General features: G+C 66.2%; 13 protein-coding genes. 6 read left to right on the forward strand and 7 right to left on the reverse strand.

Features of this window, described 5'->3' with window-relative positions; genetic code table 11:
- Positions 1-43: 43 nt before the first annotated feature.
- From ACZ9AQ_RS08955 to ACZ9AQ_RS08975, 5 genes are all read right to left on the reverse strand, one after another.
- The gene (locus ACZ9AQ_RS08955; protein ID WP_429203416.1) at positions 44-2,209 is read right to left on the reverse strand and encodes a putative bifunctional diguanylate cyclase/phosphodiesterase; all 2,166 of its coding nucleotides are present in this window, start codon (positions 2,207-2,209) and stop codon (positions 44-46) included.
- A gap of 267 nt (positions 2,210-2,476) precedes the next feature.
- On the reverse strand, positions 2,477-2,692 hold the full coding sequence (locus ACZ9AQ_RS08960) for a hypothetical protein (RefSeq protein ID WP_429203417.1): 216 nt from the start codon (positions 2,690-2,692) through the stop codon (positions 2,477-2,479).
- Between the two features lie 81 nt (positions 2,693-2,773).
- Positions 2,774-3,676: a site-specific tyrosine recombinase XerD gene (xerD, locus tag ACZ9AQ_RS08965; protein ID WP_429203418.1), complete on the reverse strand. Its 903-nt coding sequence runs from the start codon at positions 3,674-3,676 to the stop codon at positions 2,774-2,776.
- Positions 3,649-4,173, reverse strand: a complete 525-nt coding sequence (locus ACZ9AQ_RS08970; RefSeq protein ID WP_429203419.1) for a methylated-DNA--[protein]-cysteine S-methyltransferase — start codon at positions 4,171-4,173, stop codon at positions 3,649-3,651. Before ACZ9AQ_RS08970 ends, xerD begins: the two co-directional genes overlap by 28 nt.
- A 437-nt stretch (positions 4,174-4,610) precedes the next feature.
- Positions 4,611-5,609: a TRAP transporter substrate-binding protein gene (locus ACZ9AQ_RS08975; protein ID WP_429203420.1), complete on the reverse strand. Its 999-nt coding sequence runs from the start codon at positions 5,607-5,609 to the stop codon at positions 4,611-4,613.
- Positions 5,610-5,768: 159 nt separating this feature from the next.
- Here ACZ9AQ_RS08975 and ACZ9AQ_RS08980 point away from each other — a divergent pair, with 159 nt between their 5' ends.
- The 3 genes from ACZ9AQ_RS08980 to ACZ9AQ_RS08990 all read left to right on the forward strand — a co-directional run bounded on the left by ACZ9AQ_RS08980 (position 5,769) and on the right by ACZ9AQ_RS08990 (position 8,984).
- Positions 5,769-7,778 (forward strand): two-component system sensor histidine kinase NtrB, encoded by a 2,010-nt coding sequence (locus tag ACZ9AQ_RS08980; protein ID WP_429203421.1) that lies wholly within the window; start codon positions 5,769-5,771, stop codon positions 7,776-7,778.
- A 95-nt stretch (positions 7,779-7,873) separates the two neighbouring features.
- Complete coding sequence (locus tag ACZ9AQ_RS08985) at positions 7,874-8,455, forward strand: response regulator transcription factor (RefSeq protein WP_429203422.1); 582 nt, start codon at positions 7,874-7,876, stop codon at positions 8,453-8,455.
- A 148-nt stretch (positions 8,456-8,603) separates the two neighbouring features.
- Entirely contained in the window at positions 8,604-8,984 is a 381-nt protein-coding gene (locus tag ACZ9AQ_RS08990; RefSeq protein ID WP_429203423.1) for a DUF3052 family protein, read from the forward strand.
- A gap of 20 nt (positions 8,985-9,004) precedes the next feature.
- Here the strand turns inward: ACZ9AQ_RS08990 and queG are convergent, their stop codons facing one another.
- The gene (gene queG, locus ACZ9AQ_RS08995; protein ID WP_429203424.1) at positions 9,005-10,102 is read right to left on the reverse strand and encodes a tRNA epoxyqueuosine(34) reductase QueG; all 1,098 of its coding nucleotides are present in this window, start codon (positions 10,100-10,102) and stop codon (positions 9,005-9,007) included.
- 53 nt (positions 10,103-10,155) lie between these two features.
- On the opposite strand from queG, the gene tsaE reads away from it, so the two are divergent.
- The 3 genes from tsaE to ACZ9AQ_RS09010 are packed head-to-tail and all read left to right on the forward strand — an operon-like array spanning position 10,156 to position 12,930.
- Positions 10,156-10,665, forward strand: coding sequence for a tRNA (adenosine(37)-N6)-threonylcarbamoyltransferase complex ATPase subunit type 1 TsaE (gene tsaE, locus ACZ9AQ_RS09000; RefSeq protein ID WP_429203425.1), 510 nt, complete (start codon positions 10,156-10,158; stop codon positions 10,663-10,665).
- The gene (locus ACZ9AQ_RS09005) at positions 10,617-12,131 is read left to right on the forward strand and encodes an N-acetylmuramoyl-L-alanine amidase (RefSeq protein WP_429203426.1); all 1,515 of its coding nucleotides are present in this window, start codon (positions 10,617-10,619) and stop codon (positions 12,129-12,131) included. Before tsaE ends, ACZ9AQ_RS09005 begins: the two co-directional genes overlap by 49 nt.
- Positions 12,132-12,144: 13 nt before the next feature.
- On the forward strand, positions 12,145-12,930 hold the full coding sequence (locus ACZ9AQ_RS09010; RefSeq protein WP_429203427.1) for a D-hexose-6-phosphate mutarotase: 786 nt from the start codon (positions 12,145-12,147) through the stop codon (positions 12,928-12,930).
- Positions 12,931-13,163: 233 nt separating this feature from the next.
- Here the strand turns inward: ACZ9AQ_RS09010 and ACZ9AQ_RS09015 are convergent, their stop codons facing one another.
- A complete protein-coding gene (locus tag ACZ9AQ_RS09015) occupies positions 13,164-14,168 on the reverse strand; it encodes a carbonic anhydrase (protein ID WP_429203428.1) in 1,005 nt (334 codons plus the stop codon).
- Positions 14,169-14,325 lie beyond the last annotated feature (157 nt).

Genomic DNA, 14,325 nt, shown 5'->3' on the forward strand with positions numbered 1-14,325 from the left:
ACCGGCAACGGCAGGGTTGGCAACCGTCGGGTCGGCAACCGTATCAGGCGGGGCGCGGCGACAGATCCGGCCGCGCACTGGCCGCGCTGGCATAGAAACCCTGGTAATCGTCGCAGCCATGGCGGCGCAAAAACTCCAGCTGCTCGGCCGTCTCCACGCCCTCCGCCACCACCCGCAAGCCCAGGCTGCGCGCCACCGAAATGATGGCCGGCACCATGGCGGCATCGACCGGGTCGTGCCCGACGTCGCCCACGTAGCTGCGGTCGATCTTGAGCTTGGTAAGCGGAAAGCGGCGCAGCGCCTCCAGGCTCGACACGCCAGTGCCGAAGCGGTCGATGCTCAGCTGCACGCCGCGTGCGCGCAGCGCCAGCACCGTCTCGAACGCCGGCTCGCCGCGCACCAGCGCATCCTCGGCGATCTCGAGCTCGAGCGCTCCCGGCGCCAGGCCCGCGCCCAGCAAGGCGGCGTCGACCGCCGCCCGCAGTCCCACATGCGCGAGCTGGGCGGCGGACAGGTTGACCGCGACCGTGACCGGAAACCCCGCATCGCTCCAGGCGCGCGCCTGGCGGCAGGCCTCTTTCAGTACCCACTCGCCGATCGGAACGATCAGGCCGGATTCCTCGGCCACCGGCAGGAAGCGGTGCGGCAGCAGCAGGCCGTGCTCCGGATGACGCCAGCGCAGCAAGGCCTCGACCGTGCCGACGCGGCCGCTCGCCACCTCGATCTCGGGCTGGTATTCGAGCACGAACTCATGGCTGTCGATCGCCTGGCGCAGCCGGTTCTCGAGCTCGACCCGCTCGATCACATGGGCGTTCATGGCCGGACTGAAGAAGCGGTAGGTGTCGCGCCCATCCTGCTTGGCGTGGTACATCGCGACGTCGGCATGATGCAGCAGCGCCTCCACCTCGCCGCCGTCGTCGGGGCACAACGCGATGCCGATCGAGACCGACAGCGCCACCTGCTGCCCTTTGATGTCGATGGGACGCGCCACCGCCTGGGTGACGGCGCCGGCCACATGCGCGGCCTGGTCGGCACCCTTGATGTCGGCCAGCAGCACCACGAATTCGTCGCCGCCCAGGCGGCTGATGGTGTCGACCCTGCGCACGCAGGCGCGCAGGCGCGCGGCGACCTCGCGCAGCACGGCGTCGCCGGCCTGGTGGCCATGGGTATCGTTGATCGCCTTGAATTTATCGAGGTCGAGGAACATCACGGCGCAGCGGTCGCGCTGGCGGCGCCAGGTGGCCAGCGCCTGGTGCAGGCGGTCGAGGAACAGGATGCGGTTGGGCAGGCCGGTCAGGGCGTCGTGCTCGGCCTGGTGCCGCACCTGCTCCTCGAGCCGCTTGCGCTCGCTGATGTCGGACAGCATCGCCATATAGCTGGACACGTCGCCGTGGGCGTCGCGGATCGCCGTCAGTGCCACCCGCACCGGATAGCGCTCGCCATTGCTGCGCACGCTGGCCAGTTCGCCTTCCCAGTGGTCCTGGCCGTCGAGTTCGGACCAGATGCGCTCGTAGAAGCCGTCGGCGGCGTCCCAGCCCAGGCTGGCCAGCGACTGGCCGAGGATGTGCTCGGGGACATGGCCGGTGATGCTGGTGAAGGCGCCGTTGACGGCGCGCACGCGGTAGTCGGCGTCCATCATGATGATGGCGTCGCGCGCGTTCTGGAACACCTGGGCCGCCTGCGCCAGGTTGCTCTCGGCCTCTTTACGCGCCGTGATGTCGACTTCCATGCAAAAGACTTCTTGCATCACGCTGTCGTGCCTGACCGGGTAGGGGCAGGAATAGACCCAATGGCGCCGGCCGGCGCGCGATTGCACCTGCCAGTCGCGCGCGGGCGGCGCGCGGCCGCTGCGCCAGATCGCGGCGATCGCTTCCTCGAACTCGGCCTCGTGGTCGGGGTGGAACACCAGTTCGCGGAAGGGTTTCCCGACCGCCTCGCTGGATGGGATGCCGTACAGCTCTTCGCTGGCGCGGTTCCAGAAGCGGATAATGCCGGCCTGGTCTATCGAGTGCACGGCGACCGCCGGCGCCAGCTCGAGCGCCGTGACGAAATGGTGGAGCCAGCCGAAGGCCTCGGGCCCGCCCTCGGCGCGCCCCAACAGCTCGCCCGCGGCAATGGCCGGCGCATCCCCGATATGCGGAGCGTCGGAAGAAGGCGCGGCCGACGGCGCGGACGGGTGCGCCGCGGGCTTCGGCGGTGGTTCGCTCACAGCAATGGCCTTTCGCTATGGAAACGACAATAATCAGATAGACAACACCGACATTGTTATACCGCGGCGGGCCTTGGCGTTTGCGAGCTCGCAAACGGCGGGCGGCAAGCGCTTCGTCGCGCCATACCGCCATTCACACCGGCCAACTGACAGCTTGTCGCATTCAGATGGCTCAGACCGTTGTGGATGCTTATAGTTCCATCATGCGCCAGGGGCTCCATCGATGTCGACGGAGCACAGGCGCAAACCTCTTGGCGGGCCGGCCGCTCAGGCCAGGCTCGGGGGCGCCGCGGCCGGGGTGCGTTCGTCGCCCGGCGCGGCGTCTTCGTCGTCGTCGTCCGCATCGCCATCGGGCTGCACGGCCGTGGCGCCGTCAGCCGGCGCGCTCTTCGCTTCCAGCTTGCGCTTGGCTTTTTCTTCCGCCTTGCGCTTCTTTTCGAGTTCCCGTTGCCGCTTTTCGTACGAAAAATTGTTCCGTGCCATAGTCACCTCGATGTGTTGGATTCAAAGAAAATGCTGCATCCGCACAGCCATTATGGACTACTGCGCGGTTCACGACTTACGCTATCCACGTGGATGATGCTGTGCGTGCAGCCGCTTCAGCCGCTCGCGCGCCACGTGGGTGTAGATCTGGGTCGTCGAAATGTCGGCGTGGCCCAGCAATAATTGCACCACGCGCAGGTCGGCCCCGTGGTTCAGCAAATGGGTGGCGAAGGCGTGGCGCAGCGTGTGCGGCGACAGCGGACCGGTGACGCCGGCCTTCGACGCATGTTTCTTGACCAGGATCCAGAACATCTGGCGCGTCATCGGGCCGCCGCGGCCCGTGACGAACAAGGCGTCGTCGACCTGGCCGTTGAGGATGATGCCGCGCGCATCCTTCAGGTAGCGTTCGAGCCAGCGCCGCGCCTCTTCGCCGAACGGCACCAGGCGCGTCTTGCTGCCCTTGCCGGTCACGCGCAGCACGCCATCGTTCAGGCTCACTTCGACCAGTTTCAGGGCCACCAGTTCCGACACCCGCAAGCCGCTGGCATACATCAGCTCCAGCATCGTGCGCTCGCGCAAACCCAACGGCGTCGAGATATCGGGGGCGGCCAGCAAGGCCTCGACCTGGTCTTCGCTCAAGGTATGCACGAAGCGGGTCGGCTGGCGCGCCGACGGCATCTTGAGGCAGGGATCGGTTGCGATCTGTCCGCGGCGCAGCAGCAGGCCGTAGAAGCGCTTGAACACCGACAGCCGGCGGTTGGCCGTGCTCGGCCGCGATTCCGGATGGCGGTCGGCGAAATAGGCGGCCAGGTCTTCCGGCCCCACGGCCAGCAGGCCGCGGCCGGGGCGCTTGACGTCCAGCCAGCCGGCGAACAGGCGCAGGTCGCGCCGGTAGGCGTCGAGCGAGTTCTTCGCCAGGCCCTGTTCCAGCCAGAGCGTGTCGCAGAACTCGTCGATCAGGGCCAGATCGACTGTTGCTGCCATGGAGCGGCGGTGGCGCCTTCGTGCCGCAGCAGCCAGCGCTTGACCGAAAGATGGAAACCGTTCTCGTCGTTCTGGTTCGAGAAGCCGCCCAGGCCGCCGGATGCCGTGACCCGGTGGCATGGCTGGATCAATGGGAACGGATTGGCGCCGCAGGCCTGGCCCACGGCGCGCGGATGCGAACCGATCACCTTGGCCAGGTGGCCATAGGTGCGCACGGCGCCGCGCGGGATGGCGCTGATTTCTTGCCACACCTTGCGCTGGAACTCGGTGCCGGCGTCGACCAGCGGCAGGTCGAAGCTGAAATCCGGGTCGGCCAGGTAGCGCGCGAGCTGCTGCGCGCTCTGCTCGGCGACGGCGCTGTCGGCGGCCTTTTCCTCAAAAGAAGGCGGCAGGTAGACCACTTCGCGCAGCTTGTCGGCGGCGATGCGGATGCCCAGCGCGCCGAAGGGAGCGGGCACGATGGCATTGAAAATCTGGCTGGCAGGATCGGTTTTCATGGTGGGGACGACGGAGCAATGTGTTGCCCAGGCATCTTAACCGGGCGGCGGGAACGGAGCCAGCGATTGGATCGTCGAGACGAAAAAAAAGCGCACCCTCGGGTGCGCTCCAATTCGGGTCACGTTTCCGGCCGCCGGGTCTTGCCAGCGACTTCTGTCAAACGTGGTGTCTCCTCGAATGTCTCCGGTATGAATTACCGTGCTTTTATCAATGCTCCCCCAAAACCTTCGCATGCCGCTTCGATTGCTTGTTCTTGGCACCGCCGCGCACCATCCCAGTGCGCATGAGCCCCATGATATCGCAAGTGCTTATAGAAAATGTATCTTTTCGGCCACAAATTTGGAAAATTATTTTACTTATAAACAAAACGTCATTGCCGACATGCTGTAGGCGCATGACGGCGCGCCACACCACCATCCCTGCTCCCTGCCCTGCGTCAGCGCTCGACTTCGCGCAAGATGGCGCGCACGGTGTCCTTGCCGATTCGGCTTTCCATCTGTCCATACACCGGCTGCATGGCGCGCCGCCATTCGGCCTGCTGGGCCGGTGTGAGCGTATGGATCACCGTGGTGCCGGCCTGGCGAATGGCTTCCATGGCGTCGTCATTGGCGCGCTGGGCGATCTGTTTCTCATACACCGTGGCTTCACGCATGGCGCGCGCCAGGGTGTTGCGGGTGGCGGCCGGCAGCCCATCCCAGAATTTTTTGTTGACGATCACTGCATAACCCAGGTAGCCGTGGTTGGACACCGTCAGGTGGCTTTGCGTCTCGTGCATGCGCTGGGTGTACATGTTCGACGGCGTATTCTCGGTACCCTCCACCACGCCATCGCGCAAGGCGGGTGCGGCTTCGGAGAAAGCCAGCGTCATCGGCTGGGCGCCCAGCGCGCGCATCTGCGCATCCAGCACCTTGGACGCCTGAATACGCATCCGCAATCCCTCGAAATCCTTGGGCGAGGTCAAGGGTCGGTTGGCCGACATGATCTTGAAGCCGTTATGCCAGAATGCCAGGCCAGTGATGCCCTTGGGTTCGAGCTTTTGCAACAGGTTGCGACCAATGCGGCCTTCGGTCACCTTGTTCAGCGCCGCCCGGTCCGGAAAAATATACGGCAGGTCGAATGCCTCGAAATCGCGCACGCCCAGCGGCGAGAATTTGGCCAGCGATGGCGCCAGCATCTGCACCGCGCCCAGTTGCAGGGCCTCGAGTTCCTCGCGGTCCTTGTACAGCTGGCTATTGGGATACACTTCCACCCTGACTTGGCCGCCCGTCATTTGCTCGGCCAACTCCTTGAAACGCTCGGCGGCCCGTCCCTTGGGCGTGTCGGGCGCCACCACGTGGCTGAACTTGATGACGATCGGCCCCTGCGCCAGGGCGTCGACACTCGCGGCCGCCGCCAGCGCGAACAGCGCGGTGGCGGCCAGGGTCTTGATCTGCATAACGGTTCAATTCTTTCTAATAAAACCTTGGAAAGCACCGAAGCGCTTCCCTTACACTGGCGGAAACACTGCCGCACGCAAATCTGTGCCGCGCCAACGTCGACCGCCATCGTGGACTTCCACCATCGCTGGACAGTGTAACCAATACAGGACTCTTGCATGAAACTTCCGTTCGCCCAGCCCATGTCGGAACCGCGCGCGCGCATCCGCGCCTGGCGCTTCTGGCGCTGGCTGGTGCCGATGCTGCTGGTGCTGCTGTTCCTCGCGGTGCTGATCTGGCTGCCGTGGCAGGCGCGCCAGATGGAAAGCACCGATCGCCAAGAGCAATTGATTGCAGACACGCTGTGGGTCGAGCAGACCTTGCGCTTCGAGCTGGCGCGCAGCGAGGATGCGCTCGGCGCCCTCGGCGCCGACCTGGTGGTCGCGCCGCTGCCGCCGGAGAAGTTGCTGGCGAGGTTCCGCCAGATGTTCGTCAACGGCCCGGAACTGGTGCGCGTGGTGTGGAGCGACGCCGCCGGCACGGTGCTGGCCAGCCATGGCGCCGACCTGCCCGCCGCCGGACAGCCCGCGACCACGGCCCTGGCCGGAGAAATGGCGCGCTCGATCCGGCGCGGCCGCTACAGCGAGCCGTATGGCGCCACGCCGTCCACCCATGGCCTGATCGATTTCTACCTGCCGCTGTTTCGCAACGGCCAGTTCGTGGGCAGCCTGGTCGCGACCTACAGCCTGCAGGTGCTGCTCGACGAGACCGTGCCCTGGTGGTTTGCCCAGGACAATGCGCTGGCCCTGATCGACCGCGACGAACAGGCGGTGGCGCGGCGCGCCTCCGGCGGCCCGGGACGCGGCGTGTACACCCACCAGCGCGCGCTCGACCTGCCGGGCGCCCAGCTGGTGCTGTCGACCAACAGCGTCAAGCGCGCGCCGCAGCTGCTGCCGAACCTGCTGGTGGGGTCGGTGATCGTGCTGGCCCTGGGCCTCCTGACCAGCCTGGCCGCGCTGTGGCGCCACATCTCGCGCACGCTGGCGGCGGAAAGCGCGCTGCGCCAGCAGATGGCGTTTCGCACGGCGATGGAAAATTCCCTGCTCACCGGCCTGCGCGCGCGCGACCTGGAAGGCCGCGTCACCTACGTCAACCGCGCCTTCTGCCAGATCGTCGGCCATCCGCCGGAAGAATTGATCGGCAAGAAGCCGCCGATGGCCTATTGGGCGCCGGAAGCGACCTCCGAATACGAGGAACGCTTCCAGGGCATTCTGTCGGGCAAGGTCACGCCGCAATTCGAGACCGTGTTCCAGCGGCCGGACGGCGTCCGGGTGCCGGTGCTGGTGTTCGAGGCGCCGCTGGTCGACGTCGACGGCCGCCATACCGGCTGGATGAGTTCGGTGCTCGACATCACCGACCGCAAGCGGGTGGAAGAGCTCAACCGCCAGCAGGAAGAAAAGCTGCAGACCAGCGCACGCCTGGCCACCATGGGCGAGTTGTCGTCGATGCTGGCGCACGAGCTGAACCAGCCGCTGGCGGCGATTTCCAGCTACACGGTGGGAGCCCTGAACATGCTCGAGCGCGCCGCAGGCACCGGCGACGACCTCAAGCCGGGCATGCTGCGCCATGCGCTGGAGCAGGCGCGCCAGCAGGCCCAGCGCGCCGGCCAGATCATCCGCAGCGTGCACGAGTTCGTCAAGAAGCGCGAACCGCTGCGCCAGGAGGTGACGATCCGCAGCATTATTTCCAATGTGCATGCCCTGATCGAGCTGCAGGCGCGCCAGGCTGGGGTGGCGCTGCGCGTGCAATTGCCGCCCAGCTTGCCGCCAGTGCTGGCCGACCGCGTGATGCTGGAGCAGGTATTGCTCAACCTTACCCGCAATGCGATCCAGGCCATGCAGGACACGGCGCCCGACCAGCGCGTGCTGCGCATCGAGGCGGTCCATACCGACGGGCAAGTGGCGGTGTCGGTGGTCGACCGCGGCCACGGCATCGCCCCCGAAGTGGCCGAGCGGCTGTTTTCTCCGTTTTACTCGACCCGGGCCGAGGGCATGGGCATGGGCCTGTCGATCTGCCGCACCGCGATCGAATTCCATGGCGGCACCCTGAACCATGCGCCGCATCCGGCCGGCGGCACCGTGTTCACGTTTTCGCTGCCGGCCCAAGCGGCGAGCCGGGCGCTGGGCTAGAATTCGGTCTGCGGCGCGCCGGTTCACCGGATGCGCCATCTTTACGAGAAAAGCAACAAAGGCGGGAACTCCACCCCGCCACTACGGAGACCTGCATGCTGCACATCGTCGACGACGAAGAAGTCATTCGCGATTCGCTCGCCTGGCTGGCGCAATCGCGCGGCCTTCCCGCGCGCGGCTACGCGAGTGGCCAGGAATTCCTCGACGCCCTGCAAGACCTGGACGTCAGCGGCGACTGCGTGCTGCTCGACGTGCGCATGCCCGGCATGAACGGCATCGCCGTGTTCGACGACCTGATCAAGCGCGGCCTGCTGCCGCGCCTGCCCGTGATCTTTCTTACCGGACATGGCGACGTGCCGATGGCGGTCGACTCGCTCAAGCGCGGCGCGTTCGATTTCTTCGAGAAGCCATTCAACGACAACCAGCTGATGGACCGGGTCGAGGAAGCCCTCGCCGCCTCGCGCAAGGCGGCCGCCTCGGCCGGCGTGCAGGCTCGCCTGGCCACCCTGTCGGCGCGCGAACGCGAAGTGCTCGACCTGATCCTGGCCGGCATGATGAACAAGGTGGTGGCCGATAAACTGGGCATCAGCATGCGCACGGTCGAAGTGCACCGGGCCCATATCTTCGACAAAATGCAGGTCAAGACGGCCGTCGAGCTGGCTGGACTGTTGAAATAACGCCGGCCGCGCGTTCGCGCAGCCCCTCGCTTTTTGCCGACCTTGTCGCGCGTCAAGCGTTCCAACGCCTCATGGGAAGCCTTGTAAAATAGTCTTGAACGCGCCGCGGCCCCGGGCGCCGCGATGCACTCTCTTTTAGGAAACTCCAATGAACGAAAAGACAGTTGCAGACAAGATGTTTTTGCGAACGGCGAAATCGATGCTGGTGCTCAATGGCCAGGCCAATCCGAACGTGACGGCCCAGATGCCGGCCGAGATCGTCAAGGAGGGCGACGGCCCGTTCGACGCGATCCTGATGTTCTGCATGCACCGCAAGGATCTCGAGCACTATTTCGACATCGCCAAGCGCAAGCTCGGCGAGAAGGGGTCGCTGTGGATCGCCTACCTCAAGCAGACCGCCTCCAAGGCCACCGACATCAACCGCGATTCGATCAATGCCTATGCCAAGGAAAACGGCATCACCGGCGTGGCCATGATCTCGATCGACGGCGACTGGTCGGCCCTGCGCCTGAAGCGCATCGAGCCCTGAAGGCCTGACCCGACGCTGGCTCAGGCGGCGTGGCGCGCCAGGGCCCAGGCGACATGCTCGCGCACCAGGCCGGATGGATGATCACGCCGGGATTGCAGGGCAGCCACGATGGCAGCATCCCCGCGCTTCTTCTCTGCGGCATTTCCCAATCCCACCGCCAGGTTGCGCAGCCAGCGCTCGTGACCGATCCGGCGGATCGGACTGCCTTCCATGCGGCGGTTGAATTCCTCTTCGTCCCAGGCGAACAGCGCGAGCAGGTCGCCATCGCCCAAGCCGTTGCGTTCGTCGAAATCCGGCACCGCAGCAGGCTGCGCAAACTTGTTCCATGGGCAGGCCACCTGGCAATCGTCACAGCCATAGATGCGGTTGCCGATCAACGGTCGCAGTTCTTCCGGAATACTGCTTTTCAGCTCGATCGTCAGGTAAGAGATGCAGCGCCGCGCGTCGAGCTTGCCCGGCCCCAGGATCGCCCCGGTCGGGCACAGGTCGATGCACGACCGGCATTGCCCGCAATGCGCGCCGGTGGGCGGATCGACGGGCAGCGGCAGGTCGACCAGGATTTCGCCGATGAAGAAGGTCGAGCCGGCCGCGCGCGACAGCAGCAGGGTGTGCTTGCCGCGCCAGCCCAGGCCGGCCTTCTCGGCCAAGGGCAACTCCATCACCGGCGCCGAGTCGGTGAACACGCGAAAGCCGAACGGCCCGATCGCGTCCTGGATGCGGCCGGCCAGCGACTGCAGGCGGTTGCGCAGCACCTTGTGGTAGTCGCGGCCACGCGCATACACCGACACCACCGCGGCATCCGGCGCCTGCTGGCGCAGGCGCTCCCGGGCGCGCCAGTCGTCGTCGCCCGCGGCGGGCAGGTAATCCATGCGCGCCACGATGGCGCGCACCGTGCCCGGCACCAGTTCGGCGGGACGGGCACGCTTCATGCCGTGGCTTGCCATATAATCCATCTCGCCGTGGTAACCCGCGTCCAGCCAGGCTTGCAGGCCGGCCTCCAGGTGGCCCAGGTCGACGTCGGCGATGCGCACGTCGGCAAAGCCGAGCTCCTTGCCCCACGCCTTGATGGCGCGCGCAAGCTGGGGCAGGTCGGGGGCAGGGTCGGGGCAAATGGGCATACCGCAAGAAATCACGCAAAAGAAACCTGAAAAACAGCACGCTATTTTATTCGATGCAGCCTTCTACATCGCGCTTGCAGCGCTATCTGCCGGACGAGTCCGCCACTGCCGCCCTCGGCGCCGCCCTGGCGCGCGCCTTGCAGCCGGGCCTGGTGATCCATCTACACGGCGACCTCGGCGCCGGCAAGACCGCCCTCACCCGCGCGCTGCTGCAGGCGGCGGGCCACACCGGCACCGTGAAGAGCCCGACCTACACCTTGTCGGAACCGTATCGCGTGATGCTCGATGGCAAGCCCCTGAACGTCATCCATTACGACCTGTACCGCATGGCGAGCCCGGAAGAATTCCTGGACGCGGGCTTTCGCGAGGACTTCGACGGGCGCAACGTGTGTATCGTCGAGTGGCCCGAAAAAGGCGACCCGGTGTTGCCGCTGCCCGACTTGCGTGTCTTGCTCAACGTAAGCGGGCCCGGCCGTGATGTAGAATTGCAGGCGTTGTCCGAATTAGGCCTGCTATGCCTCGACCGTCTCGCCCCCCTTCTGCCGCCCCAGCCGCCAGCGTGACGCCTTCGTCCTCGCGCCGCCGTGTCCTGCTCAAGGCCGGCGGCACGCTGCTGCTGTCCGTCATCCCGCTGCGCGCCAGCGCCAATGAGATCCTGGCCGTGCGCGTCTGGCCCGCTCCCGACTATACCCGGGTCACGCTCGAAAACGACACCGACCTCAAGGCCGAACACTTCCTGATCCCCGATCCGCCGCGCCTGGTGGTCGATATCGACGGCCTTGCCCTGAGCCCCACACTCAAGAGCCTGGTGGCCAAGATCGAAGCGAACGATCCTTACATCAAGCAGGTGCGGGTGGGCCAGAACCGCCCGAACGTGGTGCGCCTGGTGTTCGACCTGAAGGCCGAGATCAAGCCGCAGGTATTTACCCTGGCGCCGGTGGCCGGCTACCAGCACCGCCTGGTGTTCGACCTGTACCCGGCCGCCCCGGTCGACCCGATCGCCGCTTTGATCGAACAGGGCGACTGGAGTCCGGGCCCGACCACGACCCTGGCGGCCGACCAGCCGGCCCTGGGCGACCCCGTCGCCGGTACGCCGGTGGCCGGCGCGCCGGCCTCGCCCAATCCCGTCGCCGGCACGCCGCCGGTGCAGATTCCCATGCCGCCGCCCGCCGTCCCGCGCACCCAGCCGAATGCCGGTCCGGACGCGATCGCCAAGCTGGAAGCCGAGATGTCGGGACTGAAGGGCACGGCCCCGGCCGTGGCGGTGCAGCCGCCGCCGACGCGCAGCCCGGCCGCCGCCCCGGCCCAGAAGGTGGCGCGCATGATCACCATCGCCCTCGATCCGGGCCATGGCGGCGAAGACCCGGGCGCGATCGGCGCCAGGGGCAGCCGCGAAAAGGACATCGTGCTGGCGGTGGCCAAGCGTCTGAAGGCCAAGCTGGAGCAGATGCCGAATACCCGCGTGATGCTGACCCGCGACGGCGACTACTTCGTGCCGCTGGGCACGCGCGTGCAAAAGGCGCGCAAGGTGCAGGCCGACCTGTTCGTGTCGATCCACGCCGACGCCTGGATCTCGCCGACTGCGCGCGGCTCGTCGGTGTTCGTGCTGTCCGAAAAAGGCGCAAGCTCGAGCGCGGCGCGCTGGCTGGCGAACGACCAGAACAAGGCCGACCTGATCGGCGGCGCCAACCTGACCGGCACCAGCGACAAACACCTGGCGAGCGTGCTGTTCGACCTGTCGACCACGGCCCAGATCAATGACAGCCTCAAGCTCGGCAAGGCCGTGCTGAAGGAAATCGGCGGCATCAACCGCCTGCACAAGGCCTCGGTCGAGCAGGCGGGCTTTGCCGTGCTGAAGGCGCCGGACATCCCGTCCATCCTGGTCGAGACCGCCTTCATCTCGAACCCGCAGGAAGAAGCGCGCCTGAACGACGACGGCTACCAGAACCAGCTGGCCAATGCGATCACGAACGGCATCCGCCGCTATTTCGCCGATAATCCGCCCATGGCCAAGAGCCGCCAGACCTGAGCCAGACACCATCATGGAAAACATCACCTTCGGGCAACTGCCCGCGATTCGCATCACGGCGCCGGACGGCGCCTGCGCCGTCGTCACCCTGTATGGCGGCCACCTGGTGTCGTGGCACGGCGCCGATGGCGGCGAGCGCATGTTCCTCAGCAGCCGCTCGGCGCTGGACGGCAGCCGCGCGATCCGTGGCGGCGTGCCCGTCATCTTTCCCCAGTTCGCCGAACGCGGCGACGGCATGCGCCATGGCTTCGCGCGGGTCAGCACCTGGCGCCTGGAACGGCACGGCGTCGAGGGGGATGCGGCGTGGGCGGAGTTCGGCCTGAACGAGACCGACCTGGCGCCGGCAACGGCCGCGGCCTGGCCGCATCGCTTCGCGCTGACGCTGCGCGTAAGCGTGCGCGCCAACGCGCTGGAGATGGCGTTCAGCGTGCGCAACACGGGCACCGCGCCCTTCCCGTTCGCGGCGGCGCTGCATACCTATCACCTGGTGCCGCACCTGGCGGACGTGCGCATCGAAGGGCTCGAGGCGGGCACGCTGTCCATCGCGGACAAGCTCGACGTGGTCTATGAAAATGTTGCCGGCAACATCACCCTGGGCACCTGGGCGCGCGTCCTGACGCTGGAACAGGAAGGCTTCCGGGACGCCGTGGTATGGAATCCGGGCGCCGCGGACACGGCCGCGCTGGCCGACATGCAAGACGACGAGTACCAGCGCTTCGTGTGCATCGAGCCGGCGCACTTGAGCCCGGTCGAGCTGGCGCCGGACGCGCTGTGGGAAGGCCGTTACCGCATTTCCTGACGTTCCCGCCCGGATCATGAAAAACGCGCCTCGGCGCGTAATGCCGTCAAGTTAAGTTGCTGAGCTAGCCGTCAACTACGTCGTCCCCGCGCAGGCGGGGACCCAAGTTCTGCAAACGTCGTCGAAACGCTTGCAAGATTGGGTCCCCACCTGCGTGGGGACGACGTTTTTACGCTAACTCAAGAAGACTTTCGCCTTCACTTAACGACGTTACGCCCCGGCGCGTTCGTTGTTTACATCGATTCCTTGACCATCCGCCCATTGCCCGGCTGCACAGGCCGCGAATTGAACGGATACAGGCGCGAGAACAAGGCCATCTGCTGGGGTGACGCCGTCATCGGCTGCTTCATCACCAGCCACAGCACGTTCTCGGTGCATGGCGGCTCGCTTAGCGAACCCATGTACGTGAAGTAGTCGCGCCGCGCCGGCAGGATCTCGCTTACGTCGAGCACGATCGACGGCGTCACCATCATGTGCTTTTCCAGCGGCAGGTTGTTCCACACGGTCTGGATCAGCGGATTGGCATCGCCGCGCTCGAGCAGCACCGCCAGGATGGCGATCTTGTTGTCATAGCTCTTGTGCACGAGATGCACGACCATTTCGGTGCCCTTGCCGTTGATGCGCTCTTCGCCCGGGCGATGGAAGTGGAATTGCTGCAGCTCGTAGGTAGTCCCGCCCACGCTCAGGAAGTTCCCGCCGGCGACGTTCACCTGGATCGTATGGCCATTGTCGATCTCGTTGAACGAGCTCGGGTGGTAGTCGAACGTGATCTGCTCCAGATCGACCTTGATGCCGTCGCGCAGGTCGATCGGCGACTGGCGGTTGCCGGCATTGCAGGCCGCCCAGCCGGTATTGATCTTCGACCAGTTCTCCGGTCCGAACTCGCCCTCATAGGTCCAGTGGGTGCCGGTCCTGGGCTTCGCGGCTTGGATGGCGGCGGCGGCGGCGGCTTCCTTCTTGCGGCGGGCGTCAAGCGCGCGGCGGGCGCGTGCGGCGTCCTCGGCGCGCAGGGCTTGCCTGGCGCGCAACTCGGCCAGTTTTTCGGCGATGCGGACCGACAGGTCGACTTCCGCATCGGCTTCGGTTTTTGCGGCAGCCGCCGGGGCGACCCCGGCCGGCCGCAGGTTCGGCTTGATCGAGGCGATCGCCGCGGGCTTGGTCGGGGCGGCATCGTTCGCCTGCGCCATGGCCGCGATCAGGCTCAGGCTCAGCGCGAATAGTGCGATCAGGTTACGCATGGGTGTCCAGATAGTGGGCTTACCCTATCCTTATCGGACCCGGCGCAGCTAACTTGAGTGCGCTGCAACAACAAAAGGCGCTGCATTAGCGCCTTTTGCCACCATATTTACATCAATTGTCAACTACGCTGCAGCAGGCGTCGGCACGCTTGTACAG

This window comes from Massilia sp. UYP34 (assembly GCF_056279385.1).

Coding starts and splice junctions, on each gene's coding strand:
- ACZ9AQ_RS08960 (WP_429203417.1), bottom strand. CDS start 2,692: ATGGCACGGAACAATTTTTCGTACGAAAAGCGGCAACGGGAACTCGAA.
- xerD (WP_429203418.1), bottom strand. CDS start 3,676: ATGGCAGCAACAGTCGATCTGGCCCTGATCGACGAGTTCTGCGACACG.
- ACZ9AQ_RS08970 (WP_429203419.1), bottom strand. CDS start 4,173: ATGAAAACCGATCCTGCCAGCCAGATTTTCAATGCCATCGTGCCCGCT.
- ACZ9AQ_RS08975 (WP_429203420.1), bottom strand. CDS start 5,609: ATGCAGATCAAGACCCTGGCCGCCACCGCGCTGTTCGCGCTGGCGGCG.
- ACZ9AQ_RS08980 (WP_429203421.1), top strand. CDS start 5,769: ATGAAACTTCCGTTCGCCCAGCCCATGTCGGAACCGCGCGCGCGCATC.
- ACZ9AQ_RS08985 (WP_429203422.1), top strand. CDS start 7,874: ATGCTGCACATCGTCGACGACGAAGAAGTCATTCGCGATTCGCTCGCC.
- ACZ9AQ_RS08990 (WP_429203423.1), top strand. CDS start 8,604: ATGAACGAAAAGACAGTTGCAGACAAGATGTTTTTGCGAACGGCGAAA.
- queG (WP_429203424.1), bottom strand. CDS start 10,102: ATGCCCATTTGCCCCGACCCTGCCCCCGACCTGCCCCAGCTTGCGCGC.
- tsaE (WP_429203425.1), top strand. CDS start 10,156: ATGCAGCCTTCTACATCGCGCTTGCAGCGCTATCTGCCGGACGAGTCC.
- ACZ9AQ_RS09005 (WP_429203426.1), top strand. CDS start 10,617: ATGCCTCGACCGTCTCGCCCCCCTTCTGCCGCCCCAGCCGCCAGCGTG.
- ACZ9AQ_RS09010 (WP_429203427.1), top strand. CDS start 12,145: ATGGAAAACATCACCTTCGGGCAACTGCCCGCGATTCGCATCACGGCG.
- ACZ9AQ_RS09015 (WP_429203428.1), bottom strand. CDS start 14,168: ATGCGTAACCTGATCGCACTATTCGCGCTGAGCCTGAGCCTGATCGCG.